This is a genomic window from Paracoccus salipaludis (genome assembly GCF_002287065.1).
In the GTDB taxonomy this organism is placed as follows: Bacteria; Pseudomonadota; Alphaproteobacteria; order Rhodobacterales; family Rhodobacteraceae; genus Paracoccus; species Paracoccus salipaludis.
The window spans coordinates 474,847-499,839 of record NZ_NSJZ01000002.1; the positions used below are offsets into that span (position 1 = coordinate 474,847).

At 68.3% G+C, this 24,993-nt stretch carries 22 protein-coding genes, 2 tRNA genes, 1 other RNA gene and 1 pseudogene; 15 read left to right on the forward strand and 11 right to left on the reverse strand.

All coding sequences use genetic code 11. The features are described from left to right. Positions 1–158 precede the first annotated feature (158 nt). The 3 genes from CK240_RS04910 to rpmG all read left to right on the forward strand — a co-directional run bounded on the left by CK240_RS04910 (position 159) and on the right by rpmG (position 1,842). The gene (locus CK240_RS04910) at positions 159–1,112 is read left to right on the forward strand and encodes a DUF1223 domain-containing protein (RefSeq protein WP_167649960.1); all 954 of its coding nucleotides are present in this window, start codon (positions 159–161) and stop codon (positions 1,110–1,112) included. A gap of 41 nt (positions 1,113–1,153) precedes the next feature. Beyond that, positions 1,154–1,548, forward strand: an RNA gene (gene rnpB, locus CK240_RS04915) — RNase P RNA component class A. A gap of 126 nt (positions 1,549–1,674) precedes the next feature. Continuing rightward, positions 1,675–1,842, forward strand: a complete 168-nt coding sequence (rpmG, locus tag CK240_RS04920; protein ID WP_011750518.1) for a 50S ribosomal protein L33 — start codon at positions 1,675–1,677, stop codon at positions 1,840–1,842. Between the two features lie 237 nt (positions 1,843–2,079). Here the strand turns inward: rpmG and CK240_RS04925 are convergent, their stop codons facing one another. The 3 genes from CK240_RS04925 to CK240_RS04935 all read right to left on the reverse strand — a co-directional run bounded on the left by CK240_RS04925 (position 2,080) and on the right by CK240_RS04935 (position 6,215). Then, complete coding sequence (locus CK240_RS04925) at positions 2,080–2,682, reverse strand: inner membrane-spanning protein YciB (RefSeq protein ID WP_095639198.1); 603 nt, start codon at positions 2,680–2,682, stop codon at positions 2,080–2,082. Between the two features lie 21 nt (positions 2,683–2,703). Then, a complete protein-coding gene (locus CK240_RS04930) occupies positions 2,704–5,100 on the reverse strand; it encodes an ATP-dependent helicase (protein WP_095639199.1) in 2,397 nt (798 codons plus the stop codon). A gap of 71 nt (positions 5,101–5,171) precedes the next feature. After that, positions 5,172–6,215: a TerC family protein gene (locus tag CK240_RS04935; RefSeq protein WP_095639200.1), complete on the reverse strand. Its 1,044-nt coding sequence runs from the start codon at positions 6,213–6,215 to the stop codon at positions 5,172–5,174. A 150-nt stretch (positions 6,216–6,365) separates the two neighbouring features. Here CK240_RS04935 and metZ point away from each other — a divergent pair, with 150 nt between their 5' ends. Both metZ and folE2 read left to right on the forward strand, forming a co-directional pair. Further along, positions 6,366–7,532: an O-succinylhomoserine sulfhydrylase gene (gene metZ, locus CK240_RS04940; RefSeq protein ID WP_095639201.1), complete on the forward strand. Its 1,167-nt coding sequence runs from the start codon at positions 6,366–6,368 to the stop codon at positions 7,530–7,532. A gap of 61 nt (positions 7,533–7,593) precedes the next feature. Continuing rightward, positions 7,594–8,556: a GTP cyclohydrolase FolE2 gene (gene folE2 / locus CK240_RS04945; RefSeq protein WP_095639202.1), complete on the forward strand. Its 963-nt coding sequence runs from the start codon at positions 7,594–7,596 to the stop codon at positions 8,554–8,556. 130 nt (positions 8,557–8,686) lie between these two features. Here folE2 and ileS read toward each other — a convergent pair whose 3' ends face one another. Beyond that, positions 8,687–11,611, reverse strand: coding sequence for an isoleucine--tRNA ligase (gene ileS, locus CK240_RS04950; protein WP_095639203.1), 2,925 nt, complete (start codon positions 11,609–11,611; stop codon positions 8,687–8,689). 219 nt (positions 11,612–11,830) lie between these two features. Here ileS and CK240_RS18610 point away from each other — a divergent pair, with 219 nt between their 5' ends. The 4 genes from CK240_RS18610 (at position 11,831) to ligD (ending at position 16,348) form a co-directional block, all read left to right on the forward strand. Further along, a complete protein-coding gene (locus CK240_RS18610; protein WP_167649961.1) occupies positions 11,831–12,604 on the forward strand; it encodes a hypothetical protein in 774 nt (257 codons plus the stop codon). Next, complete coding sequence (locus tag CK240_RS04960; protein WP_095639204.1) at positions 12,604–12,966, forward strand: cell division protein ZapA; 363 nt, start codon at positions 12,604–12,606, stop codon at positions 12,964–12,966. Before CK240_RS18610 ends, CK240_RS04960 begins: the two co-directional genes overlap by 1 nt. Positions 12,967–13,039: 73 nt before the next feature. After that, entirely contained in the window at positions 13,040–13,930 is an 891-nt protein-coding gene (gene ku, locus CK240_RS04965; protein WP_095639205.1) for a non-homologous end joining protein Ku, read from the forward strand. After that, positions 13,931–16,348, forward strand: a complete 2,418-nt coding sequence (ligD, locus tag CK240_RS04970; RefSeq protein WP_095639206.1) for a DNA ligase D — start codon at positions 13,931–13,933, stop codon at positions 16,346–16,348. It abuts the gene before it with no gap. Between the two features lie 3 nt (positions 16,349–16,351). Here the strand turns inward: ligD and dtd are convergent, their stop codons facing one another. Then, positions 16,352–16,801 (reverse strand): D-aminoacyl-tRNA deacylase, encoded by a 450-nt coding sequence (gene dtd, locus CK240_RS04975; protein WP_095639207.1) that lies wholly within the window; start codon positions 16,799–16,801, stop codon positions 16,352–16,354. 7 nt (positions 16,802–16,808) lie between these two features. Next, positions 16,809–17,033 carry a hypothetical protein gene (locus CK240_RS04980; protein WP_095639208.1) on the reverse strand — a complete coding sequence of 75 codons (225 nt, stop codon included), beginning with the start codon at positions 17,031–17,033 and terminating at the stop codon, positions 16,809–16,811. Positions 17,034–17,136: 103 nt separating this feature from the next. Here CK240_RS04980 and CK240_RS04985 point away from each other — a divergent pair, with 103 nt between their 5' ends. Then, entirely contained in the window at positions 17,137–17,388 is a 252-nt protein-coding gene (locus CK240_RS04985; RefSeq protein ID WP_095639209.1) for a DUF2312 domain-containing protein, read from the forward strand. 151 nt (positions 17,389–17,539) lie between these two features. Here CK240_RS04985 and CK240_RS04990 read toward each other — a convergent pair whose 3' ends face one another. Continuing rightward, on the reverse strand, positions 17,540–18,415 hold the full coding sequence (locus tag CK240_RS04990; protein ID WP_095639210.1) for a hypothetical protein: 876 nt from the start codon (positions 18,413–18,415) through the stop codon (positions 17,540–17,542). 158 nt (positions 18,416–18,573) lie between these two features. Between CK240_RS04990 and CK240_RS04995 the strand changes: the two genes are divergently transcribed. Beyond that, positions 18,574–18,648, forward strand: a tRNA-Thr gene (locus tag CK240_RS04995). Between the two features lie 5 nt (positions 18,649–18,653). Here CK240_RS04995 and CK240_RS05000 read toward each other — a convergent pair. Then, entirely contained in the window at positions 18,654–19,703 is a 1,050-nt protein-coding gene (locus tag CK240_RS05000; RefSeq protein WP_095639211.1) for a dipeptidase, read from the reverse strand. A gap of 152 nt (positions 19,704–19,855) precedes the next feature. Between CK240_RS05000 and parA the strand changes: the two genes are divergently transcribed. After that, entirely contained in the window at positions 19,856–20,512 is a 657-nt protein-coding gene (gene parA / locus CK240_RS05005) for a ParA family partition ATPase (RefSeq protein WP_095639212.1), read from the forward strand. Positions 20,513–20,541: 29 nt separating this feature from the next. Here the strand turns inward: parA and uvrB are convergent, their stop codons facing one another. Next, entirely contained in the window at positions 20,542–22,731 is a 2,190-nt protein-coding gene (gene uvrB / locus CK240_RS05010; protein WP_095639213.1) for an excinuclease ABC subunit UvrB, read from the reverse strand. 115 nt (positions 22,732–22,846) lie between these two features. Then, positions 22,847–23,533, reverse strand: a complete 687-nt coding sequence (locus CK240_RS05015; RefSeq protein WP_240517293.1) for a superoxide dismutase family protein — start codon at positions 23,531–23,533, stop codon at positions 22,847–22,849. A 208-nt stretch (positions 23,534–23,741) separates the two neighbouring features. Between CK240_RS05015 and CK240_RS05020 the strand changes: the two genes are divergently transcribed. The 3 genes from CK240_RS05020 to CK240_RS05030 all read left to right on the forward strand — a co-directional run bounded on the left by CK240_RS05020 (position 23,742) and on the right by CK240_RS05030 (position 24,648). Next, positions 23,742–24,053, forward strand: coding sequence for an ETC complex I subunit (locus tag CK240_RS05020; RefSeq protein ID WP_095639215.1), 312 nt, complete (start codon positions 23,742–23,744; stop codon positions 24,051–24,053). Beyond that, on the forward strand, positions 24,050–24,523 hold the full coding sequence (locus CK240_RS05025) for a GNAT family N-acetyltransferase (RefSeq protein WP_420818603.1): 474 nt from the start codon (positions 24,050–24,052) through the stop codon (positions 24,521–24,523). Before CK240_RS05020 ends, CK240_RS05025 begins: the two co-directional genes overlap by 4 nt. Before the next feature lie 48 nt (positions 24,524–24,571). Beyond that, positions 24,572–24,648 (forward strand) — tRNA-Arg (locus CK240_RS05030). A gap of 152 nt (positions 24,649–24,800) precedes the next feature. Here the strand turns inward: CK240_RS05030 and CK240_RS05035 are convergent. Continuing rightward, positions 24,801–24,977 (reverse strand): annotated as a pseudogene (locus CK240_RS05035) (IS5/IS1182 family transposase); the annotation flags it as partial. Between the last annotated feature and the right edge of the window lie 16 nt (positions 24,978–24,993).

The window sequence follows — 24,993 nt, forward strand, 5'->3', positions numbered from 1 at the left end:
GCAAGGATACATCGAGACTCGCCCGGCATTTGTTTGTATGCCGTGGTATACATATTCGGCGCGGTTTTCAAGGGCGACCGCGCCGGTCACGGGCGCGGACGGATGCTAACGAAGCATTGATTTGGTCTCGGACGCGACTGTGGCCTAAGCGGGACGGAATGACAGATATTTCGATCCATCGCTTCCGCCCCGTGGGGCTTGCAGCGGCATTCGGCCTCGCCCTGGCCGTCCTGGCGGCGCCCTCGGGCGCACAGGACATGGCGCCGGGGCAGGGCGGCGGACCAGCGGTTCCCGCCGCCGAAGCCGGAATCGCGGTCATCGAGGCGCCCGAGGGCGAGGGGACCGAACTGCCCGAAGGCGCCTTCTCGCTGGCCCCGGAGCGTCCGGCATTCGGCGGTGCCGAACGCGGGGCGATGGGGCGCGGCCGCCTGGGGCCGACCGGCAGCCCTCCGGTGGTGATCGAGCTTTTCACGTCGCAGGGATGTTCGTCCTGCCCCCCGGCCGACGCGCTGATCGGGGCGATGTCGGACGATCCCGGCGTGCTGACGCTCAGCTGGCATGTCGACTACTGGGACTACCTCGGCTGGGCCGATGCCTTCGCCCGGCCCCAGCACGCCGCCCGGCAGGAGGCCTATGCCGAGGCCGCGGGCGAGCGGGGCGTCTATACCCCCCAGATCATCATCGACGGCCAGGACACGCTGCTCAGCCTGCATCGCGCCGCACTGATGGCCCTGATCGACGAACACGCGGCGCGGCCCCCCGCGATCATGGTGACGGCGACGGTCGAGGGCGAGGTGCATGTCATCGACCTCACGCCGCGCGTCACGGTTCCGGGCGGCGTGGACATCGCGCTTGTGCGCTATCTTCCGCAGCGCTCGGTTCAGGTGAAGGCCGGGGAAAACCGGGGCCGGACCATCGATTACCGCAACATCGTGGTGGACAGCGAGTTGCTGGCCCGCTGGCCCGCGCGAGAGCCGCTGCGCCTGACCGTGCGGCCGGGGAACGACCCGGACGATGCCTATCCCGACGACACGCAGCACGCGATCCTTGTCCAGCAGGCGCTGGCGGGTGGAGAGCCGGGGCCGATCCTCGCGGCGGTGCGGCTGGACTGACGCTTGACCCGGGGGCGACGGCCCCCTATCTGCGCGCTTGCGCGGATGGCCGGATGACCGCGGGCGCTTGATGCGTCCGAGGAAAGTCCGGGCTCCATGCAGGCATGGTGCCGGGTAACGCCCGGCGGGGGCAACCCCAGGGAAAGCGCCACAGAGAACAGACCGCCCCCGCAAGCCGGGGGCAAGGGTGAAACGGTGGGGCAAGAGCCCACCGCGGGACGGGCAACCGGACCGGCACGGCAAGCCCCACCAGGAGCAATGCCGAATAGGGATCGCGCGCGGGGGCAACCCCGCAGGGCTGCCTGCGCCCCAGCAGATCCGGGTTGGCAGCTAGAGCCCGTCGGCAACGGCGGGACCAGAGGAATGGTCATCCACGGGGCGCCCCCTCGAAAAGGGCACCCCCGGACAGAACCCGGCTTACAGGCCATCCGCGCATGATTACCAAGGGCTTTCGCGCAGATTCGGGTTGACTTGGGCAGCGTTCGCCTTAAAAGGCGGGCTTCACAGATTTCACGGGGTTATCGGACGGGCCACTGGCCGCCCCGAAGCAGGAGCAGGACCAATGGCGAAGCCGACGACGATCAAGATCCGTCTGAACTCGACGGCGGGCACCGGGCACTTCTATGTCACCAAGAAGAACGCCCGGACCATGACCGAGAAGATGACCGTCAACAAGTACGACCCCGTCGTGCGCAAGCACGTCGAATACAAGGAAGGCAAGATCAAGTAAGATCTGCCGTTCCGCAAGGATCAGGACCGCGCCCGGTGTGACCGTGGCGCGGTTTTTTCGTTGCGGAATAGGGGGGCTTTGCTCCCGGCGCCTTGCGCCTGCCCGGGATATTTCAAGACAGAAGACCGGCGGCCGGTCCGGGCGCCGGATAGTGCCGGGCCATGCGGGGTGGCCGAGCTTGCCACATGGCCTCAGGGGCTAGGCGAGCCGCAGGTGCGGGGCGCAGAGCCGGGGCTGTCAGCGCGGCGAATCGCCGTTGTCCTGCGCCTGCAGGGCATGGCGATTGAACAGCGGGGCGTTCCCGACGAAGAACAGCATCGTCAGGACGATCAGCCCCACGGTCTTGAAGACCACCCAGGTGGTGTCGCTCTGCGTGCGCCAGATCACCTCGTTCAGCGCGGCAAGGCCGAGGCAGAACCAGATGATGCGGTGGGTCAGGATGCGCCAGCCCTCGGGCGACAGGGGGATGGCCTCGCCCAGCGCGCGGCCCAGCCAGTTGCGGCCCAGCATCGCGCCCAGCGCCAGCAGCGCCGCGAAGGTCAGGTAGATCAGCGTCGGCTTCATCTTGATGAAGCGCGGGTCGTTCAGCCAGATCGTCAGCCCGCCGAAGACCACCACCACGACCAGCGTCACGAGCTGCATGACCGACAGCTCGCCCGTCTTCTTCCACAGCACGGCATTGGCCAGCACCGTCAGCGGCACGAAGACCAGCGTCGCAAGGATCAGGCCGGGGTAGGTCTGGCCCCACAACACGACGTCCTGGTCGCGGTAGAGCAGGAACACCGCGAGGAACACGATCAGCGGCCCGTAGTCGAGCGCGGCCTTCAGCTTGGGTGACATGGGCTGCCTTTTCGTTCTGTCTCAGAAGGGCACGTCGTCCGACGCCGCGTCCGAGGCGGGCTGGACGTAAGCCGCCTTGATGGTCTTGAAGCCCGCCGGGAACTCGACCGTCAAGGTGTCCTCGGCGATGCCCATCACGCTGCCGGTGCCGAACTTCTGGTGGAACACCCGGTCACCCACGGCAAAGCGCGCAGCGGGCTCGGCGTCGATCACGATGGGCGGGCGGTGCGAGGGGGCCGGGCGCGCCGCCGCGCGTTCCTGCATCCGCTTCCATCCGGGCGAGTTGTAGACATCGGCGCGGCTGGCGCGGTCATGCATGGCCGACTGCGCGAAGGGCTGGCCCATGACCTGCGCCGCGGCCCCGAAGCCGCCGCCGTAAAGGCCGGGGGGCGTCAGCACCTCGACATGCTCCTCGGGCAGTTCGTCGATGAAGCGTGAGGGCAGGGACGACTGCCATTGCCCGTACATCCGGCGGTTGCCGGCGAAGGTGATGGTCGCAAGCTCCTCGGCGCGCGTCAGGCCGACATAGGCGAGGCGGCGTTCCTCCTCGAGCCCCTTCAGGCCGGATTCGTCCATGCTGCGCTGGCTGGGGAACAGCCCGTCCTCCCACCCCGGCAGGAAGACGATGGGGTATTCCAGGCCCTTGGCGGCGTGAAGGGTCATGATCGAGACCTCCTCGGCCTGCTCGCTGTCCGAGGCGTCCATGACCAGCGCGACATGTTCCAGGAAGCCCTGGAGGTTGTCGAACTCCTCCAGCGCCTTGACGAGTTCCTTGAGGTTGTCGAGCCGCCCCGGTGCGTCGGGCGAGCGGTCGTTCTGCCACATCGCCGTATAGCCGGATTCGTCCAGGATGCGTTCGGCCAGTTCGACGTGGTTCACGGTCGTATCCAGCGCGTCGGCGTGCCAGCGGCCCATGAACTGCGTGAACTGCCGCAGGTTGGCCGCGCCCTTGCCGGTCAGCGCACCCGAGGCGACCACGGCCGCCGCGCCTTCCAGCAGCGACAACCCTTCCGCCCGCGCTTCGCGCTGGATCGTCTGCAGCGCCTTGTCGCCCAGCCCGCGCTTGGGGGTGTTCACGATCCGCTCGAAGGCCAGGTCGTCCGTGGGGCTGACGGCCAGCCGGAAATAGGCCATCGCGTCGCGGATTTCCTGCCGCTCGTAGAAGCGGGGGCCGCCGATCACGCGATAGGGCAGGCCGATGGTCATGAAGCGGTCCTCGAAGGCCCGCATCTGGTGGGACGCGCGCACGAGGATCGCGATGTCGTTCAGGCTGCGCCGGCCGACGGAGTGGCGGTGACCGCCGTGGAATGCCTCGATCTCCTCGCCGATCCAGCGGGCCTCGGCCTCGCTGTCCCAGTGGCCGATCAGGCGGACCTTTTCGCCTTCGGTATGCTCGGTCCAGAGGGTCTTGCCGAGGCGCCCCTTGTTCGCCGCGATCAGCCCCGAGGCGGCGGCGAGGATGTGCGGGGTGGAGCGGTAGTTCTGTTCCAGCCGGATGACCTGCGCGCCGGGGAAATCCGCCTCGAACCGCAGGATGTTGCCGACCTCGGCCCCGCGCCAACCGTAGATCGACTGGTCGTCGTCGCCCACGCAGCAGATGTTGCGATGTGCCTGCGCCAGCAGCCGCAGCCACAGGTACTGCGCGACGTTGGTGTCCTGGTATTCGTCCACGAGGATATAGCGGAAGCGCTCCTGCCACTGCGCCAGCACGTCAGGGTGCGCCTGGAAGATCATCACGCAATGCAGCAGCAGGTCGCCGAAATCGACGGCGTTCAGTTCCAGAAGCCGCCGCTGGTATTGCGCGTAAAGCGCCGCGCCCTTGCCGTCATAGGCGTGCGATTCGCCTTCGGGCACGCGCGAGGGCGTCAGCGCGCGGTTCTTCCAGTCGTCGATCAGCCCGGCCAGCATCCGCGCGGGCCAGCGCTTGTCGTCGATGTTCTCGGCCGCGATCAGCTGCTTCAGAAGCCGGATCTGGTCGTCGGTGTCCAGGATCGTGAAGCTGGATTTCAGATGCAGCGTGCCGTCGCCCACCAGTTCCGCATGGCGGCGCAGGATCTTGACGCTGATCGAATGGAAGGTGCCGAGCCAGGGCATCCCTTCGACCGTTTCGCCCATCAGGCGGGCCACCCGCTCCTTCATCTCGCGCGCGGCCTTGTTGGTGAAGGTCACGGCCAGGATGCGGCCGGGCGTGGCACGGCCCTGCATCAGCAGATGCGCGATTCGCGTGGTCAGCGCACGGGTCTTGCCGGTGCCGGCGCCCGCCAGCAGCAGCACGGGGCCGTCCAGCGTTTCCACCGCCAGCCGCTGCGCCGGGTTCAGCCCGTCCAGATAGGGCGCGCCCCGGCCCACCATCGCGCGCTGGGACAGGGAGGGTCGGGCGGCGGCCTCGAAGGCGTCGTGATCGTCGAACTGGCTCATGGGCTGCAACATAGAGAACGCGGGCCTTTCTGCAAAGCCCGCGTTCCCATTCCGTTCACGTTTGCAGGGCCTCAGTTAACAGGATTGCCCTGCTGCCCCACGGCCTTCCCGGCCAGACGCTCGGCCGCCTCGTCCTTCTTCAGCGCGGCATCATGACCCGGCGCGGTCTTGACCAGCGAGACGATGACGCCCGCGGCCAGGATGGCGAAGGTCACGGCCAGCGAGATCATCGGCGGCACCTTCTCGATCCCCAGGATCTCGGCCACGATCACCTTGCCGCCGATGAAGATCAGCAGCGCGGCCAGCGCGGGCTTGAGATAGGCGAAGCGGTGCAGGATCGCGGCCAGCGCGAAATACAGCGCCCGCAGGCCCAGGATGGCGAAGATGTTCGAGGTATAGACCAGGTAGGGGTCGGTCGTGATCGCGAAGATCGCGGGCACCGAGTCGACGGCGAAGACAAGGTCGGCGAACTCGATCACGATCAGCGCCAGGAACAGCGGCGTGACGAACAGCTGCAGCTTGCCCGACCGGCCGGGCTGGCGGACGAAGAAGCGGTTGCCCACGAAGCCGTCGGTCACGCGCAGGTGGCGCTGCATCCAGCGCAGGGCGCGGTTCTGCGACAGGTCGCCCTCGTCCTCGTGCCCCGACCACAGCATCTTGATGCCGGTGAAGATCAGGAAGACGGCAAAGACCAGCAGCACCCATTCATAGCGCTGCACCAGCGCCGCGCCGAAGCCGATCATGATCGCGCGCAGGACGATCACGCCCAGGATGCCCCAGAACAGCACCCGGTGCTGCAGGTGGCGGGGCACGGCGAAGAAGCCGAAGATCGTGGCGATGACGAAGACGTTGTCCATCGCCAGCGACTTTTCCACCACGAAGCCGGTCCAGTATTCGACGGCCGACTGCTGGCCAAGCTGCGCCCAGACGAAGCCGCCGAAGGCCAGGCCGATGCCGATGTAGAAGGCCGAAAGAAGCAGCGACTTGCGTACGCCGATCTCGCGCTGGCCCCGGTTCAGGACGCCGAGGTCCAGCACCAGAAGCACCAGCACCAGTGCCAGGAAGATCGCCCACAGCCAAACGGGCTTGCCAAGAAAAAGGGAGGTCAGCTCCATGTCGTCCTCTGCATGAGTTGCGTGATGTGACCGACATCACGATCCGCAGAGATCGCCAGAGGGGCCCGGTCAAGTCTTGAACCTAGAGCCGGCTTCGGAAGCGTCAAGGGGGTGATTGCGCTTTTTCGGCCATGGGAGTATCGGCCCCGCATGGCCGATCGCAAGCTTCACCCCCGCACCCGTTCCGTCCACCACGGCATCCGTCGCAGCCAGTATGGCGAGATGGCCGAGGCGCTGTTCCTGACCCAGGGCTTCGCCTATGACACCGCCGAGCAGGCCGAGGCGCGGTTCCAGAAGGTGGGTTCCGACGAGTTCATCTATGCCCGCTACGGCAACCCCACCAGCCGGATGTTCGAGGACCGCATGGCCTCGCTGGAAGGGACCGAGGACGCCTTTGCCACCGCGTCCGGCATGGCCGCCGTGAACGGCGCGCTGATGAGCATGGTTGCCCCGGGCGACCGCGTGGTGGCCTCGCGCCAGTTGTTCGGTTCCTGCCTTTACGTCCTGGACGTGCTGAAGAAATTCGGCGTGGACGTGGTGCTGGTGGACGGCACCGACCTTGACCAGTGGCGCACGGCCGTGACGCCGGGGACGAAGGCCTGCTTCTTCGAGACGGTCTCGAACCCCACGCTGGAAGTCATGGACATCACCGGCATCGCCGGGATCGCCCATGCGGCGGGCGCGCTGGTCGTGGCCGACAACGTCTTCGCGACCCCGGTCTTTTCCCGCGCGGTCGAGCAGGGAGCGGATGTGGTCGTTTATTCCACGACCAAGCATGTGGACGGCGGGGGCCGGGCGCTGGGCGGCGTGATCTGCGGCACCCGCGACTTCGTGCGGAACGTGGCCGAGCCCTATCTCAAGCACACGGGGGGCGCGATCAGCCCCTTCAACGCCTGGATCATGCTGAACGGGCTGACCACGATGGACCTGCGCGTGCGCGCCATGGCCGACAGCGCGCTGGCCGTGGCCCAGGCGCTCCAGGGCGCCGGTTTGCCGGTGATCTATCCGGGGCTGCCCTCGCATCCCCAGCACCAGCTTGCCATGCGGCAGATGGGCTCGGGCGGCACGATGGTCGCCTTCGACCTCGGCTCGCAGGAGGCCGCCTTTGCCATGCTGAACCGGCTGGAACTGGTGTCGATCTCGAACAACCTGGGCGACGCCAAGTCCATCGCCACCCATCCGGCCACGACCACGCACCAGCGGCTGAGCGAGGCCGATCGCGCCACGCTGGGCATCGGGCCGGGGCTGGTGCGCCTGTCCGTAGGGCTGGAACACGAGGACGACCTGATCGCCGATCTTCTGGGGGCGCTGGCCTGAGCCTCTAGCCTTTCGGGGCCGGTTCACCATATTCGGGCCAACCCTTGCCCTGGACGCGCCCATGACCCGCAACAAGCCGTTCGTTCCCGTCTATCCCGCGCTCAGCCGGACCTATCCGGCCGACTTCAAGGTGGACGAACAGTATCGCGCCAGCCTGCCCGACCTGCAGAACGGCCCGGCGAGCCTGATCGTGGGCGCCCGCAAGGTCATCCAGCACGTCGGCATCTCGAACTTCCGCCTGCCGATCCGCTATCGCCGGAAGGACGGGGGCGAGATCGTGCTGGAAACCAGCGTGACCGGCACCGTCAGCCTGGACGCCGACCGCAAGGGCATCAACATGAGCCGCATCATGCGGTCCTTCTACGCCCATGCGGAAAAGCAGTTCTCGCTGGGCGTGCTGGCGGCGGCGGTCAGCGACTACAAGGACCACCTCGATTCCTTCGACGCCCGGCTGCAGATGCGGCTGTCCTATCCGATGCGGGTCGAATCGCTGCGGTCGGGGTTGGAAGGCTGGCAGTATTATGACATCGCGATGGAGCTTATCGACCAGGGCGGGCAGCGCCTGAAGGTCATGCACTTCGACTATGTCTATTCCTCGACCTGCCCCTGTTCGCTGGAACTGTCCGAACATGCCCGCGAGTCCCGAAGCCAGCTGGCGACGCCCCATTCCCAGCGGTCCGTCGCCCGCATCTCGGCGGTGATGGAGGGCGAGGAAAAGCTGTGGTTCGAGGACATGGTGGCGCTGTGCCGCCGCGCCGTGGCCACGGAAACGCAGGTGATGGTCAAGCGCGAGGACGAGCAGGCCTTCGCGGAACTGAACGCCGCGAACCCGATCTTCGTCGAGGATGCCGTGCGCGCCTTCGCCCACGAGCTTGAACTGGAACCCCGCGTGGGCGACTTCCGCGTGATCGCCAGCCACCAGGAATCGCTGCATTCCCACGATGCCGTCAGCCTGCTGACCGAGGGCCCGACCTTCGCCCAGGTCAGCCTTGACCCGATGACCTTTGCGGGGCTGCGGGCCTGAGCCAGTCAAGGCCGGGGCGCTGCCCCGGACCCCGGGGTATTTGGGTCAGGAAGAACGGAAGATCCGTCCGGGCTCGGGCCGCGCCTCGAGCTGCGGGGCGGGTGCGCGTTCTCCGCGCACCCGGTTTCTTTCACGCCGCGTCCAGCACCTCGTCGCAGCGGGCGCAGGTGGCCGGATGATCGTGGCTGCCCACGTCCGGCAGGATCTTCCAGCAGCGCTGGCATTTCTCGCCCTCGGCTTCCTCGAAGACGACGCCGATGCCGGGGATCTCGGGCAGGCGGAAGGCCTCGGCCGGGGCCGGGTCGGCGGTCAGGCTGATCGCACTGGTGATGCAGATATCGGCGAAATCGACCGAGCGCAGCGCCTTGAGCAGTGCGGCATCCTCGACATGGACCACGGGCGCGGCCTCGAGGCTTGCGCCGATGGTCTTGTCCGCGCGCTTGAGTTCCAGCGCGGCCGTCACCACGCGGCGAGCGCGGCGGATCGCGTCCCACTTGGCGGCGAGTGCCTCGTCGCGCCACTCGGCGGGAGTCTCGGGGAAGTCGTGCAGGTGGACGCTGTCCTCCTCGGACGGGCGGCGCGACAGCCAGATGTCCTCGGTCGTGAAGGGCAGCATGGGCGCCAGCCACAGCGTCAGGCGGTGGAACAGCGCGTCCATCACCGTGCGGACCGCGCGGCGGCGGGGGCTGTCGGGCGCGTCGCAGTAAAGCGCGTCCTTGCGGATGTCGAACCAGAAGGCCGACAGGTCCACCGTGGCGAAGTCGAACAGCGCCCGGAACACGCCCTGGAAGTCATAGGCGGTGTAGCCCTCGCGCACGCGGGCATCCAGTTCTGCCAGCCGGTGCAGGACCCAGCGTTCCAGTTCCGGCATCTCGGCGGGGGCGATCCGCTCGGCATCCGAGAACCCGGCCAGCGCGCCCAGCATGAAGCGCATGGTGTTGCGCAGGCGGCGATAGGCGTCTGCGGTGCCCTTCAGGATCTCGGGTCCGATCCGCTGGTCGGCGGTATAGTCCGACTGCGCCACCCACAGCCGCAGGATGTCGGCGCCATACTGCTTGATGATCTCGGCCGGGACGACGGTGTTGCCCAGCGACTTGGACATCTTCATGCCCTTCTCGTCGAGCGTGAAGCCGTGGGTCAGCACGCCGCGATAGGGCGCGCGCCCCCGGGTCGCGCAGGCCTGCAGCAGCGAGGACTGGAACCAGCCGCGATGCTGGTCGGTGCCTTCGAGATAAAGGTCCGCGATCCCGTCGGGCGAGCCGTCGGCGCGGTCGCGCAGCACGAAGGCATGGGTCGAGCCGGAATCGAACCACACGTCCAGCACGTCCGTGACCTGGTCGTAGTCGTCGGGGTTCACGATGCCGGACAGAACCTGGTTCTTGAAATCGGAACGATACCAGACATCTGCGCCGTCCTTCTCGAAGGCTTCGAAGATGCGGGCGTTGACGGTCTCATCGCGCAGCAGGAAGTCCGCATCGTCGGGCCTGGCGCCGCGCCGGGTGAAGCAGGTCAGCGGCACGCCCCAGGCGCGCTGGCGCGACAGCACCCAGTCGGGGCGGTTCTCGACCATCGAGAAGATGCGGTTGCGCCCGGTCTGCGGCGTCCACTGTACCAGCTGGTCGATCGAGGCGAGCGCCCGGGCGCGGATCGTGTCGCCGTATTGGCCCATGCCGTCGGCCAGCGGCTTGTCGATGGCGGCGAACCACTGGGGCGTGTTGCGGTAGATCAGCGGGGCCTTTGACCGCCACGAATGCGGATAGGAGTGCTTGAGCTTGCCCTTGGCCAGCAGCGCGCCCTGAGCCGCCAGCGCCTTGATGTTGCCGACGTTGGCGGGGCCTTCCTTGCCGTCCGGCGTCAGGATCGCCTGCCCGCCGAAGACCGGCAGGTCGGCGCGGTAGCTACCGTCGGGCAGGACGTTGTAGGTCATCGGCAGGCCGTATTTCAGGCCCATCTGATAGTCGTCCTCGCCGTGGCTGGGGGCGGTGTGGACGAAGCCGGTGCCCGCGTCCTCGGTCACGTGATCGCCGGGCAGCAGGGGCACGTCATAATCCCATTCGCCCGCGCCGCCCTCGATCCCGCGATAAGGGTGGGAAAGGACCAGCGAGGCCAGTTCCTCGGACGACACATCGCGCAGGCGCTGCCATGCGTCGGCCTCCAGCTTGGCGGCGGCGAAAACGCCGGGCGCAAGCTGGTCGGCCAGCAGGTAGGTGCCCGCCTTGTCTCCGGTCACCTGATACAGTCCGTAGGCGATCCCCGGTCCGAAGGCGACGGCGCGGTTCTGCGGGATGGTCCAAGGCGTCGTCGTCCAGATCACGACCGAGGCGCCCAGCAGGTCCGTCCTCATGCAGCCGTCCAGGGGCGCGAAGTCGCGCTGCGAGGCGACGGGGAAGGCCACCCAGACCTGATGGCTGGTATGGTCGTGGTATTCGACCTCGGCCTCGGCCAGGGCGGTCTGTTCGACCGGCGACCACATCACGGGCTTCGAGCCCTGGTAGAGCGAGCCGTTCATCAGGAGCTTCATGAACTCGCCCGCGATCACCGCCTCGGCGTGATAGTCCATGGTCAGATAGGGGTCGTCCCACTTGCCGGTGATGCCGAGGCGCTTGAACTCCTCGCGCTGGACGTCCACCCAGCCTTCCGCGAAGCGGCGGCATTCCTGGCGGAACTCGACCACGTCCACGGCGTCCTTGTCGCGGCCCCCCTTGCGGTATTCCTCCTCGATCTTCCATTCGATCGGCAGCCCATGGCAGTCCCAGCCGGGCACATAGCGCGCATCGCGCCCCATCATCTGCTGGCTGCGGACGATGAAGTCCTTGAGCACCTTGTTCAGCGCGTGCCCGATATGCAGATGCCCGTTCGCATAGGGAGGGCCGTCATGCAGCACGAAGGGCTTGCGATCCCCGGCTTGGGCGCGCAGCCGGTCGTAGACGCCGAGGCGCTCCCAGCGGGCCAGCCACTCGGGCTCGCGCTGGGGAAGGCCCGCGCGCATTGGGAAATCGGTTTCGGGAAGAAAGACGGTGTCGCGGTAGTCGGGGGTGGTCTGGTCGGCGCTCATGCGGCAGGGATCCTTGGGAAAAGCGGTCGGGCAGGCGTCATCCCGGCGGCGCGAAACCTCACGCCACCGGGCCGCTAATTCGGGATATCCGCGCCACAAAATGCATCGGCCGCGTTATAGGAACCGCGCCGCGTGGCGGCAAGCGCCTTGGGAAACGCCGCTGCCTTGTCTTGCCCGCCCGGCTTTGCCACAAAGGGACGAGCAGATTGAGGCCAGTCGATGAAAGACCTTTCCGCCGCCGAGCGACGGCTGATCGCCGCCCTGGACCGCCTGGACGATGTCGTCGAACGTGCGGCCCACCGCATGGCCACGATGCAGACCCAGGCGCCCGCCCCACGGCCCGCCAGTTCCGCATCCGCCCAGGGGACGGACGCGGGTCTTTCCCCGCAGATCGCCGCGCTGCACGACCGGCAGGCCGCCACGCTCGAGGCGATGCAGGCGCGGCTGGCCGAGGCGCACGAACGGCTTGCGGCGGCGGGCGGGCAGGCGGCGCGCCTGGCGGCCGCGAATGACGAACTGGCGCAGGCCAACCGCGCGCTGATCGAGGCGTCGGCCAGCCCCGAGGTCTGGGCCGAGCACGGCGAGGCCGCGGCGCTGGCCGCGCTGCAGGCCGAGGTCGAGGCGCTGCGGGCCGCGCGCGAGGCCGAGGTCGCCCAGATGGGCGAGATCCTCGACGCGCTGGACCGGATGCTGGGCGTGACCACGACCCCGCGCAGCCATTCCACGCGGAACTGGGCGCGGGCAGACGCCGACGCGTCCGACGCGACCTTCCCCGGTCATGAACCGCCGCCCCGTCCCCTGCCGGATGACGAGGACGAGGCGGAACTGCCCGAGGAGGAGTTCACGGCATCGGTGCGGGAACTCAGCGTGGTGCTCGACGAGGACCCGCTGCCCGAGGATGAGCCTGTGCTGGACCTCGGGGCCGAGGACCAGCCGCCCCGCACCGGCGCGGCCCGTCCCGAAGCCGCCGACAGTGAAAAGGATTACCGCTGATGCCCGTCGTCGAGTTCACCATCGGCCACAAGCAGTATGAGCTGAGTGCCCAGGAAGGCGAAGAGCGGCTGCTGAAGCGCGCCGCCGCCATGCTGGACACCGAGGCGCGCACGATCCTGGAACAGGCCGGGCGGATGCCGGAACAGCGGCTGCTGCTGCTGGCGGGGCTGATGCTGGCCGACCGCACCTCGACGCTGGAAGACCGCCTGGCCTCGGCCGAGCGCGAACTGGGGCGGCTCAAGGCCAACCCGCCGCGCGTCGAGGTGCCGGTGATCCCGCCCCGCGTCGCCGAGGCGATGGCCGAGCTTGCCGCGCGCGCCGAGTCGCTGGCCGACAAGGCGGAAGAATCGCTCGTCCCCTAAGCGCCCGCGGCGGCACAGGAAACCGCCGGACAGGACGCGGCGTTTCCCCCTGGAACGGACAGGGGGATGGCACATGGCGTCGCGCGCGATCTGGAAGGGCCAGCTTCGGCTGTCGCTGGTGTCGATCCCGGTCGAGATCCACGCCGCCACCAAATCGGGCCGGCGCATCAGCTTCCGCCAGATCCACGGTCCCTCGGGCAAGCCGGTGAACTATGAGAAGGTCGTGCCCGGCGTCGGCAAGGTCTCGACCGACGAGATCCTCAAGGGCTATGCGCTGGGCGACAACGAATACCTGCTGATCCAGCCCGAGGAGATCGACGCGATCAAGCTGGAAACGAAGAAGACCTTCGAACTCGTGCAGTTCGTCGGCACCAACGAGATCTCGCCGCTCTACTACGACCAGCCCTATTACATCGTGCCCGCGGACGAACTGGCCGAGGATGCCTATCGCGTCGTGCGCGACGCCCTGCGCAAGTCCGAGAAGACGGGCCTCGGGCAACTGACCCTGCACGGGCGCGAACACCTGTGCGCCGTGCGCCCCTGCGGCGACGGGCTACTGATGGAGACGCTGTTCTACGCCGACGAGATCAAGGACGCGGAACCCCTGTTCAACACCATCGAGGATGACGAGACCGACTCGGACCTGCTGACGGTGGCGACGGCGCTGATCGACAAGAAGACCGCGCCCTTCGACGCCTCGGCCTTCCATGACAACTTCGACCGCGCCCTGCGGCAGCTGATCGAGGACAAGCGCAAGGGCCGTGCGCCCCGCGTGACCGCCGGCAACGACAAGCCGTCGTCGGACAACGTCGTGGACCTGATGCAGGCGCTGCGGGAAAGCCTGAAGGCCTCGGGCGGGTCCGCGCCCGAGAAGGAGGGCAAGGCACCCTCGCGCGCGAAGTCCAAGGCCGAGGACGCGCCCGCCAAGGCCCCGGCCAAGCGTCCGGCGCGCAAGGCAAGCTGATTGGCGCGGCTGGACGATTATCGCGCCAGGCGTGACCCCGGGGCCACGCCCGAGCCCTTCGAGGCCGGCGCGCCCTCGGCCGGGGCGCTGCGCTATTCGATGCAGAACCACGACGCCACGCGGCTGCACTGGGACCTGCGGCTGGAATGGGACGGCGTGCTGCTGAGCTGGGCCGTCACGCGCGGCCCCTCGCTTGACCCCGCCGAAAAGCGGCTGGCGGTCAGGACCGAGGACCACCCGATCCCCTATCTCACCTTCGAGGGCGTCATCCCGGGCGGGCAGTATGGCGCGGGCACGGTCATGCTGTGGGACCTGGGCCACTGGCGCCCCCTCGAGGACGCGGAGCGCGGGCTTTCCAAGGGCCATCTGCGCTTCCAGCTTTACGGGCGGCGGCTGACGGGCACCTGGGATCTGGTGCGGATCAAGGGCAAGCCGTCCGAGCGGCGCGAGAACTGGCTGCTGGTCAAGGCCGAGGATGCGGCCGCTCATCGACCCGACCCGGTGGAGCGCTACAGGACCAGCGTCTCGACCAACCGCAGCTTCGCCGAAATCGCAGGCGAGGCGCCTGCAAAGCCTTTCGGCCCCACCGAGCCGCTGCCCTTGCCCGAGCAGGCCGAACCGATGCTCGCGCGGCTGGTCGAGGCGCCGCCCTCGGGGCAGGACTGGCTGCACGAGATCAAGATCGACGGCTATCGCGGGCTGGTGCATCTGGGCGAGGGCGGGCCGGTCATCCGCACCCGCAACGGGCTGGACTGGACGGCCCGTTTTGCCTCGCTGATCCCGGCGCTGGCCGAACTGCCGCCCCGGTCCGCGCTGATTGACGGCGAGATCGTGGCGGGCGCGGGCGCCTTCGGCTTTTCGGCGCTGCAACAGGCGATCACGGCGGGCGGGCCCTTCGGCTTCGTGGCCTTCGACCTGCTGGAACTGGAAGGCCACAACCTGCGCGACCAGCCCCTGGTCGAGCGTCGCGCCGCGCTGGAGCGGCTGCTGGCCGATGTTCCGCCGCTGGGGCTGGTTCAATTGAGTGAGGCGGTGCCGGGCGACGGAGCCGCCGCGCTGGGGGCGATCTGCGCGGCGGGGGGCGAGGGGATCGTCAGCAAGCTCGCCCGCGCGCCCTATGTGCCGGGTCGCAGCGACGCATGGCGCAAGACGAAATGCGAACACCGCACGGCCATGACCGTGATCGGCTGGACGCCGTCGGAAAGCGCCGGGCGACCCTTCGCCTCGCTGCTGCTGGCCAGCCCCGACGGGCCGGACGGCGCCCTGCGCTATCGCGGGCGCGTCGGCACCGGGTTCTCGGCGGAAACGCAGGCGGAGCTTGCCGCGCTCATGCGCCCGCTGGTCCGCAGGACGGCGCCCACACGGGTCCCGAAGGCGGAATCCCGTGGCGCCAGCTGGATCGAGCCCCGGCTGGTCGCCGAAGTCCGCTATGCGGAAATGACGCGCGATGACATCCTGCGCCACGCAAGCTTTCTGGGACTGCGCGAGGACAAGATGCCGCCGACTCCGCCCGGTCCTGTCATCCGCGTCGAGAAGCCCTCGGGCCGCAGCCTCAAGATCGCGGGCGTGACCGTCACCAGCGCCGACCGCGTGGTCTTCCCCAAGGCAGGCGTGACCAAGGGCGACCTCGCCGCCTATTACGAGCGGATCGCGCCCCTGATGCTGCCCCATTGCGCCGACCGTCCGCTGGCGCTGGTGCGTCTGCCCGAGGGCATGGGCGGCGAGCGGTTCTTCCAGAAGCACGCAGGCAGGGGCTTTCCCGCCGAGATGCGCCAGACCCAGATCGAAGGCGAGGAGGAGCCCGCGATCTACGTTGCCTCCGTCCCCGGGCTGGTTGCGGGGGCGCAGATGGGCGTGGTGGAATACCACATCCGGGGCACGCGGCGCGACCGCACGGACCGGCCCGACCGGCTGGTCTTCGACCTCGACCCCGACGAAGGGCTGGGCTTCGACGCGGTCAAGGCGGCGGCCTTTCAGTTCCGCGACCGGCTTGCGGCGCTGGGCCTGCCGACCTGGCCCATGGTGACGGGCGGCAAGGGCATCCATGTCGTCGCCGACCTGCGTCGAACGGCGACCTGGGAAACGGTCAAGCTGTTCGCCCGCACCTTCGCCCACCTCATGGCGGCCCAAGAGCCCGAGCGCTACGTCGCCACGATGTCCAAAGCCAAGCGGAGCGGCAAGATCTTCGTGGACTGGCTGAGGAATGAGGAGCAAGCCACTGCGATCTCTCCGTTTTCCGTCCGCGCAAGGGCAGGGGCGCCGGTCGCCATGCCGCTGTCCTGGGAGGCGCTGGAAAGCGAGAGTTCGGCCAACGGTTACGACCTGCGGACGGCTGCCGAGATTGCCCCGAAGATCGCCCCCCGGCGCGGGAAGCCGGTCTCGCTTGAAGCCGTGGCGCGGAGGTTGATCGAAGCGTGAGGCTCAGCTCCGGTCGGCCGAGTCCATCCAGATCGTCACCGGCCCGTCGTTGACCAGCGAAACCTTCATGTCGGCCCCGAACTCGCCCGTCTCGACCGGCAGCCCCTGGGCGCGCAGCGCCTCGGCAAAGGCGAGATAGAGCCGCTCACCTTCGTCCGGCGGTGCGGCGGTGGAAAAGCCGGGCCGGTTGCCGGTGCGGGTGTCGGCGGCCAGGGTGAACTGGCTGACGACCAGAACCGCGCCGCCGATATCCTGGACCGAGCGGTTCATCCGGTCCTGCTCGTCGCGGAAGATGCGCAGCCGCGCGACCCGGCCCGCCAGCCGCTCGGCCGTGGCATGGTCGTCGCCCCCCATTGCGCAGACCAGCACCAGAAGGCCCGCGCCGATGCGGCCCGTCGAGCGGCCCTCGACCGTGACCTCGGCCTGCGACACGCGCTGGATCAGGGCCCGCATTGCCGTTTCAGCGCAGCATGATGCCGAGAACGACCGCCATCAGCCCCAGCATCGAGGCCGCGAGCGCGCCCATGTTCACCGCCACCACGCGCTGCATGGTGGCCCGCATGGCCGCGTCGTCCTGCCGCGCGCGCTTGGCCCGCGCGACGGCCGTGATGCACCAGACGATGCCGCCCAGTCCCAGCGCAGTCAGAACCGCGCCGCCCCAGATCAGGATGTCGTGGATGGTCATGGCGCCTCCGTCAGTCCTCAAGCCCTGCCGGCCTAGCGGCGATTGCGCGTCCGGGCAAGACGGCCTATTGCAGCGCCTCATTCCCGCGGCGAAGGACAGCGACATGAGCGACGATCAGGCCTATGGCATCGCAGCCGGAGAGCTGCGCCAGTTCATCGAACAGTATGAACAGCTCGACGCCGAGAAGAAGGACGTGGCCGAGCGCCAGAAGGAGCTGATGGCCGAGGCCAAGGCGCGCGGCTACGACACCAAGGTGATGCGCAAGATCGTGGCGCTGCGCAAGCGCGACAAGGACGATGTCGCCGAGGAAGAGGCGATCCTGGAGATGTACAAGAGCGCCCTAGGGATGGCCTGACGGCAGGAGCGCTCGGGCAGCCGCCGGAGCGCCAGCCGGATGGGCCGGAGCCGGGGGCTGTCTGCCCCCGCACCCCCGAGGATATTTGCACGAAGAAGAAACTGCTCGCGCTTGAGGGGCGGCGGTTGAGGTTCCTTTTGGCCCGCGCTCGTCAGGGGCTGAGGAACTCGACGCCGGGAAGGGCGGCGATCAGGGCGACGTCCTCCTCGTAGGCGTCGGTGATCTCGTCCACCAGGTCCTGCGTCCAGCCCGGCACCGCGACTTCCTGGCGTACCGAGTCCGGCTTGGCGTGGCGGCCCAGCATCTCGGCGAAGATCGCGCGGCGGGCCTCGACCGTCAGGCGACCGGATTTCGTCAGCGCCTCCTTCAGCTCGGCCATGCCCTCGGGGGGCAGCAGGTCGCCCAGCACGGCAAGGCCCGACTTCAGCGGCACGTCCGCCGGCATCCGGGCGATGCGGCGCACGGCCTCGGGCCAGATCAGGGGCGTGTCCTCGTAGCACCAGACGATCACCCGGCGACCCTGCATGGCCTCGACGATGCGCTGCATGGCGGGGCCCCAGCGCAACTGCCGCGGGTCGCACTTGCCCAGCACGCGTTCGAACGAGGGGTCGGGCATGCGAGAGACGAGGTGCGGGATCTGCAGCGCCGGGTTCTGGATCGCCAGCGACACCTCGACCTCGGCCGAGGGGAACAGAGCTGTCACCGCCCGCATCCGCGCGGCCGCCTGCGGGAACAGGCCGCTGTCGGACAGGCAGCGCACCGGCGCGCCGATCAGCGAGGCCTGCGACAGCACCATGCGCTGGACGTTGTCAGCCTCGAGCAGCGCGTCATAGATGACCTCCTCCATCTCGGGGGGCGCTTCGCCGCCCTTCAGCGAACTCAGCGCCTCGTCCAGCACGCCCTTGTAGCGGCCCGGGGGAACCACCTCGACCCCGTTGGCCAGCAGCCAGTCGCGGTTTTCCATCAGCGTGCGGATCATCCGCTCGGGCTCGGTGCCGTGGGTGCCGAAATGGATGGCGACCTGCATGGGCCAGACCTCATCTTTGCTGCCGACCCGTCCCGTCGCCTTGCAGCGGCGCAGGGTCAAGGGGGTGAACGGTGCTGCGGGGAAAAACTTGCGAGGAATGCGCGGCAAGGTGGTCCCGCGCTTGCGCCACCCCAGGCGTGCGCGTATCTGAAAGCGAGGCCGGTTTAGCTCAGTGGTAGAGCGTCTGATTTGTAATCAGGGGGTCGGGGGTTCAAATCCCTCAACCGGCACCAACCAGTCACCCGCCCCAGCTGCGCTCGACCAGGGACAGCCAGTTTTTCCAGGCGATCTTCTCGACCAGTTCGCGGCCGTAGCCGTGGGCCAGCATCGCGTCGAGCAGCCGGGGAAGGGCGGCGACGTCGGACAGGTCGGCCGGCATCACCGCGCCGTCGAAGTCCGAACCCAGAGCCACCCCGTCGTCGCCCAGGATTGCCAGCATGTGGTCGAGGTGGCGCAAGAGGATGTCGAAGCCGCGGAACTGCTCGCGCCGGCCATCGAGGGCCAGGAAGCCGGTGTTGAAGTTCAGGCCGACCACGCCGCCCGTGTCGGCGACCTGGCGCAGCTGCCGGTCGGTCAGGTTGCGCGAACTGGCGCAGATCGCATGGACGCCCGAATGGGTGGCGACCAGCGGGGCGTTGGTCAGCCGGGCCACGTCGTCGCAGCCCTTCTCGTTGAGGTGCGACAGGTCGATGATGATTCGCAGGGCGTTGCATTCGCGCACAAGGGCCTTGCCGCGCTCGGTCAGCCCCTCGCCCCGGTCGGGCAGGGACGGGAAGGCAAACGGCACGCCATGGCCGTAGGCCGTGGGCCGCGACCAGACAAAGCCCATCGAGCGCAAGCCCATCGCGTGCCACAGGTGCAGCGCATCCAGGTCGGCCAGCGGCTCTGCGCCCTCCATGTGCAGGATGGCGGCGATACGGCCGGCTTCGGTCGCGGCGCGGATCTCGGCGGCGGTGCGGCAGACCGACAGGGTCCCCGTTCGTTCCAGCGCGAACAGCGCCGAGGCCTGGGCGAAGGCCATGGGCAGGGCCTGGTCGCAAGGGACTTCGGGCGGCAGGTGCAGGTCGAAGGGCGGGTTTTCCTTCTGCCGCAGCAACTCGGCCACGTCGCCGGTTTCGGCATCGGGCACCCACATGGCGAAGAAGCCGCCGACCATGCCGCCCGCACGCAGCCGGGGCAGGTCCATGTGACCGCTGCCGTCCCCCTGGGTCCAGAGCCGACCGGCCTCGGGGCCCGCAGCCACCGCGCGTTGCAGGAAGTCGTTGTGTCCGTCGAATACGGGGATCATGCGGCGCGGGTCCCAAGGCTGTGTCTGGCGCAGGCACGAAGACCACCACGGCGGCGCGGATGCAAGCCGGGCCATGCGGACCGGCCCCTCGGGCTTGCCCTGAGGCCGGGTGCATGCGACCCAAGGATGAGTGGGTTCGCAGCGGGGACAGCATGGCGGGACGGATCATCACCGTGGCGCAGCAGAAGGGCGGCTCGGGCAAGACGACGCTGACCGTGAACCTTGCCGTCGCCTTGCGGCGCAAGGGGTTCAGGGTCGCCGTGCTGGACACCGACCCGCAGGGCAGCCTTGGCCGCTGGTTCATGGAGCGGCTGCAGGCCATCGGCGAGGACGGCGCGCTCGAGTTCTCGACCTCGTCGGCCTGGGGGGCGAGCTACGAGGGCGAGAAGCTCAAGCGCCGCTTCGACGTGGTTCTGATCGACACGCCGCCGAAGATCGAAAGCGACCTGCGCCCGGCGTTGCGGGTGGCCGACCTGGTGCTGGTTCCCGTCGCCTCTAGCCAGGTGGACCTGTGGGCGACCGAGGGCGTGCTGGATCTCGCCTCGCGCGAGAAGCGTCCGGTGATGATCGTCCTGAACCGGACGCGGCCCGGCACCCGGCTGGGCGTCGAGGTTGCTGCCAGTGCGGCCGCCCTTGGCGTGAATGTCGCCCACGGACAACTGGCCAACCGCGTGGCCTACGCCGAAAGCCTGGGGCGCGGCGGCACCGTCGCCGAGGGTCCGGCAGGTCCCGGTCGGGACGAGATCACGGCGCTGGCCGAGGAAGTCATGGCCCATGCCGGGATCGAGGGCGCTGCCACCATCCGCTAGTCAGCCGGTCGCGGCCTGCCGGGCCCGGGTTATCCCCGCCGCTTGCTGCGCTTGTTCCCGCCGCGCTGGCCGGCGCGGCCCGCAGTGGAACGACCCTGCGAGCGGACGGCGGCTTCGGCCGCTTCCTCGACGGCGGTCTGGCGGGCCAACGGATCGTCCGAGACGACCAGCTCGACCGCCTCGAGCCGCTTGACCTCGTCGCGCAGGCGGGCGGCCTCCTCGAACTCGAGGTTCTCGGCGGCCTTGCGCATCTGCGTGCGCAGCGCGTCCAGATGGGCCTGAAGGTTGGACCCGACCAGGGGCTTGTCCACCTTGGTCGTGATCCGCGACTGGTCGGTGTCGCCCTGCCACAGCCCCGCCAGCACGTCGTCCACGTTCTTGCGGACGGTCTGGGGGGTGATGCCATGCGCCTCGTTATAGGCCTGCTGCTTGGCGCGGCGGCGTTCGGTTTCGCGCATGGCGCGTTCCATGCTGCCGGTGATGTGGTCGGCATACATGATGACGCGCCCGTCCACGTTCCGCGCTGCGCGGCCGATGGTCTGGATCAGCGAGGTCTCGGACCGCAGGAAGCCCTCCTTGTCCGCATCGAGAATAGCGACAAGGCCGCACTCAGGGATATCAAGGCCTTCGCGAAGCAAGTTGATGCCCACAAGAACATCATAGGCGCCCAGCCGCAGGTCGCGCAGGATCTCGATCCGCTCGATCGTGTCGATATCCGAATGCATGTAGCGGACGCGGATGCCCTGCTCGTGCAGGTACTCGGTAAGGTCCTCGGCCATGCGCTTGGTCAGGGTCGTGACCAGCGTGCGGTAGCCCTGCCTGGATACCTGCCGCACCTCGTCCAGCAGGTCGTCCACCTGGGTCTCGACGGGGCGGATCTCGATCACCGGGTCCAGCAGGCCGGTGGGGCGGATCACCTGCTCGGTGAAGACGCCGCCGGTCTGGTCCAGTTCCCACTGGCTGGGAGTGGCCGACACGAAAACCGACTGCGGGCGCATCGCATCCCATTCCTCGAACTTGAGGGGGCGGTTGTCCATGCAGGACGGCAGGCGGAAGCCGAACTCGGCCAGCGTGAACTTGCGCCGGAAGTCGCCCCGATACATGCCGCCGATCTGCGGCACGCTGACGTGGCTTTCGTCGGCAAAGACGATGGCGTTGTCGGGGATGAACTCGAACAGCGTCGGCGGCGGCTCGCCCGGCGCACGCCCGGTCAGGTAGCGGCTGTAGTTCTCGATGCCGTTGCAGACGCCCGTGGCCTCGAGCATCTCGATGTCGAAGTTCGTCCGCTGTTCCAGCCGCTGGGCTTCCAGCAGCTTGCCCTCGTCGGTCAGCTGTTGCAGTCGCGCCTGAAGTTCGGACCGTATCCCCTTGATCGCCTGCTGCAATGTCGGCCGAGGCGTGACGTAGTGGCTGTTGGCGTAGATGCGGATCTGCTTGTAATCGCCCTCGCGTGCGCCGGTCAGGGGGTCGAACTCGATGATCGCCTCAAGCTCGTTGCCGAAGAAGCTGAACCGCCAGGCGCGGTCTTCGAGGTGGGCGGGCCAGACCTCGACCACGTCGCCGCGCACCCGGAAGGCACCCCGCTGGAAGGCCGTGTCCAGCCGCTTGTACTGCTGCGCCACCAGCTCGTTGATGAAGCCCCGCTGGTCGTAGCTTTGGCCCACGACCATGTCCTGCGTCATGGCCGAATAGGTCTCGACCGAGCCGATGCCGTAGATGCAGGACACCGAGGCCACGATGATCACGTCGTCGCGTTCCAGAAGCGCGCGCGTCGCCGAGTGGCGCATCCGGTCGATGGCCTCGTTGATCTGCGATTCCTTCTCGATATAGGTGTCGCTGCGCGGGACGTAGGCCTCGGGCTGGTAGTAGTCGTAGTAGCTGACGAAGTATTCGACCGCGTTGTCGGGGAAGAAGCCCTTGAACTCGCCGTACAACTGCGCAGCCAGCGTCTTGTTCGGGGCAAGGATGATCGCCGGGCGCTGGGTTTCCTCGATCACCTTGGCCATGGTGTAGGTCTTGCCGGTGCCCGTCGCCCCCAGCAGCACCTGGTCCCGCTCTCCGTTCAGGACACCCTGGGAAAGCTCGGCGATGGCCGTGGGCTGGTCGCCGGCCGGGGAAAACTCGCTTTGCATCACGAAGCGCTTGCCGCCTTCCAGCTTCACCCGGCGCTGTGGCTGCAGCAGCATGGGCATCGGGGCGTTCGTGTTGTTGTGGGCCATGGCGATCCTGAGGGACGGAGCAGGGGCGATCACGGAAGATGGGGCGCCCGCCCGCCCCCTTCAAGGCGAAAGGCCGCCCTGGAAGGCGGCCCCCTGCGTGGTGCTGGTGCGGGCGTCAGCTTTCCGGTTCGAGCACTGCGCAGGCGATGCGGTCGCCCGCATTCCCTGAAGGCTGCGACGTGTAGTCGTCGACACCCGAATGGATGATCACGGCCGATCCGTTGTCATCGAGGATATTGTCCATCAGCACGCCGGGCAGGAAATACTCGACATGCAGCGCACCCGCCGCGCCCATCGTGATGTTGGGCAGATCGCCGGGGTGCGGGCCGTTGCCCGAGTGCACGCCGTGTTCGTTGTCGCCGGGAAGATGGCCGCCCGCGCTTTCGAAAGTCGGGCTCTCGCAGACGCCATTCTCGTGGATGTGGATCGCCCGCTGGGCACCAGCCGGCAACGCGCCCTCGGTCACGTCGAGCACGAAATGCATCACGCCCGACTCGGTCTCGGTAACAAGGATGGTGCCCATGTCGCCGCCTTCGGCATTGTGCAGGACCCCGCCCGCCTGCCGAAGCTGACCCGTGCCGGAAGCTGCCGCGTCCCCTGCGGCGGCCGAACCCGAAGCCGCCTGGCCCGAGTCGCCGCTGCCCTCTGCACCGGTCGCGGCCCCGCCCGCGGATTGCCCCGCCGTGTTCGCGGCGGGTGATGCGTTCTTGATCGGCGCTGCCTGCCCGCCTGCGGCATCACCGGGCTGCGCTGTCTGTGCATGGCCTGCAAAGGGAACCAGGGCGAGTGCCGCGCCCAGCATCAGCACCCCGAGGGCATGAGGGTGAGGCAGGGTGCGGGCCTGTGCGCGGGAACGGGTCATCGAGGATCCTCCTGTCTGTCCTTGCGCCGTCTCAACGCCCCGGGGGGCCGCGCCGTTCCCGCTTTGGCCGATCCGGAACGCGGCTTGATCGCGCACGCGACCTGCGCCAAAAGAGGCCAGCCCGCGTCAAGCCGCCGAAGGGGAACCCATGCGCGTCCGCATCTACCAGCCGTCCCGCAATGCCATGCAGTCCGGCGTGGCGCGCACCAAGGGCTGGGTGCTTGAATTCGTCCGCGAGGACCATCCGTCGCTCGACCCGCTGATGGGCTGGACGACCTCCGAGGACACCCAGTCGCAGGTGCGGCTGCGCTTCGACACCCGCGCCGAGGCCGAGGCCTATGCGAAGTCCAAGGGGCTGGACTATATCGTGACCGAGCCGAAGCCCCGCGCGCCGAACGTCCGGCCGCGCGGCTATGGCGAGAACTTCGCCACCGATCGTCGCCTGCCGTGGACGCATTGAGGGACCGGGGCCCGGTCACGATCGCGGCCGAAAGCCCCCTGTCGCCGGATCTTGACCTTCTGTTCGCACGGCATGTGCAGGCGATGCACGCCGACACGCCGCCCGAGTCCATCCACATGCTGCCCCGCGGGGAACTGGCCTCGCCCTCCATCACCTTCCTGGTGATGCGCGAGACGGGCGAGCCGGTCGGCATGGGGGCGCTGAAGCGGCTGTCCGGGAGCGGTGGCGAGATCAAGTCGATGCATGTTCTGGCCGAGCGGCGGGGGCAGGGGCTTTCCCGCCTGATGCTTCAGGCCCTGGTCGCCGAGGCGCGGGCAGGCGGCTTGACGCGCCTGTCGCTGGAAACGGGCGCGCAGGACAGCTTCCGCGCGGCCCGTGCGCTGTATGCCGGGGCAGGCTTCGCGGAATGCGGCCCGTTCGAGGGTTATGGCGCCGACCCCAACAGCGTCTTCATGAGCCGTTCCCTGTAGCTTCCGCCTTGCGCCAAGGCCCGCTTTGCCGCAATCACGGCACTGCGCGGCCCCGTAGCTCAACTGGATAGAGCAGGGACCTTCTAAGTCCAAGGTTGGGGGTTCGAGCCCTCCCGGGGTCGCCAGGACACGAACGTTGCAGAGTAGTCAGGTTTCAAGGGGGCACGGCCTTGATCGGGGCCGGATGCGGATGATCATGACCTGAACGGACGCGGCCAGCGTGGCTCTGTTGCACAAATCGGCTGCGGGTCGAGGTTTCCCTTTTGCCGGGGCAGACTCATCCCACGGCTTCAGTGAGGGGTATGCCAAGTGCGGTGAAGCCGTTCAGGACGGCGACCCGGATCTGAAACTCGGCAACCTGTCGGTCGAAGTCCCTGGCATTCAGACGCTGGCCCAGCAGCTTCACACAATGCGTCTTCGTTTCGACGCGGCTCCGGCGGTGGTAGCCGCTCCATCATCGTCAGATGGTT

Excerpts from the sequence above, each read along its gene's own strand:
- CK240_RS05000 (WP_095639211.1), bottom strand. The coding sequence starts at position 19,703 with ATGATCCCCGTATTCGACGGACACAACGACTTCCTGCAACGCGCGGTG.
- uvrB (WP_095639213.1), bottom strand. The coding sequence starts at position 22,731 with ATGGCCCACAACAACACGAACGCCCCGATGCCCATGCTGCTGCAGCCA.
- metZ (WP_095639201.1), top strand. The coding sequence starts at position 6,366 with ATGGCCGATCGCAAGCTTCACCCCCGCACCCGTTCCGTCCACCACGGC.
- ku (WP_095639205.1), top strand. The coding sequence starts at position 13,040 with ATGGCGTCGCGCGCGATCTGGAAGGGCCAGCTTCGGCTGTCGCTGGTG.
- CK240_RS05015 (WP_240517293.1), bottom strand. The coding sequence starts at position 23,533 with ATGCTGGGCGCGGCACTCGCCCTGGTTCCCTTTGCAGGCCATGCACAG.
- rpmG (WP_011750518.1), top strand. The coding sequence starts at position 1,675 with ATGGCGAAGCCGACGACGATCAAGATCCGTCTGAACTCGACGGCGGGC.
- CK240_RS05020 (WP_095639215.1), top strand. The coding sequence starts at position 23,742 with ATGCGCGTCCGCATCTACCAGCCGTCCCGCAATGCCATGCAGTCCGGC.
- CK240_RS04935 (WP_095639200.1), bottom strand. The coding sequence starts at position 6,215 with ATGGAGCTGACCTCCCTTTTTCTTGGCAAGCCCGTTTGGCTGTGGGCG.
- dtd (WP_095639207.1), bottom strand. The coding sequence starts at position 16,801 with ATGCGGGCCCTGATCCAGCGCGTGTCGCAGGCCGAGGTCACGGTCGAG.
- CK240_RS04960 (WP_095639204.1), top strand. The coding sequence starts at position 12,604 with ATGCCCGTCGTCGAGTTCACCATCGGCCACAAGCAGTATGAGCTGAGT.
- CK240_RS04925 (WP_095639198.1), bottom strand. The coding sequence starts at position 2,682 with ATGTCACCCAAGCTGAAGGCCGCGCTCGACTACGGGCCGCTGATCGTG.
- folE2 (WP_095639202.1), top strand. The coding sequence starts at position 7,594 with ATGACCCGCAACAAGCCGTTCGTTCCCGTCTATCCCGCGCTCAGCCGG.
- CK240_RS04990 (WP_095639210.1), bottom strand. The coding sequence starts at position 18,415 with ATGCAGGTCGCCATCCATTTCGGCACCCACGGCACCGAGCCCGAGCGG.
- ileS (WP_095639203.1), bottom strand. The coding sequence starts at position 11,611 with ATGAGCGCCGACCAGACCACCCCCGACTACCGCGACACCGTCTTTCTT.
- CK240_RS18610 (WP_167649961.1), top strand. The coding sequence starts at position 11,831 with ATGAAAGACCTTTCCGCCGCCGAGCGACGGCTGATCGCCGCCCTGGAC.
- CK240_RS04980 (WP_095639208.1), bottom strand. The coding sequence starts at position 17,033 with ATGACCATCCACGACATCCTGATCTGGGGCGGCGCGGTTCTGACTGCG.
- parA (WP_095639212.1), top strand. The coding sequence starts at position 19,856 with ATGGCGGGACGGATCATCACCGTGGCGCAGCAGAAGGGCGGCTCGGGC.
- CK240_RS04910 (WP_167649960.1), top strand. The coding sequence starts at position 159 with ATGACAGATATTTCGATCCATCGCTTCCGCCCCGTGGGGCTTGCAGCG.
- CK240_RS04985 (WP_095639209.1), top strand. The coding sequence starts at position 17,137 with ATGAGCGACGATCAGGCCTATGGCATCGCAGCCGGAGAGCTGCGCCAG.
- CK240_RS04930 (WP_095639199.1), bottom strand. The coding sequence starts at position 5,100 with ATGAGCCAGTTCGACGATCACGACGCCTTCGAGGCCGCCGCCCGACCC.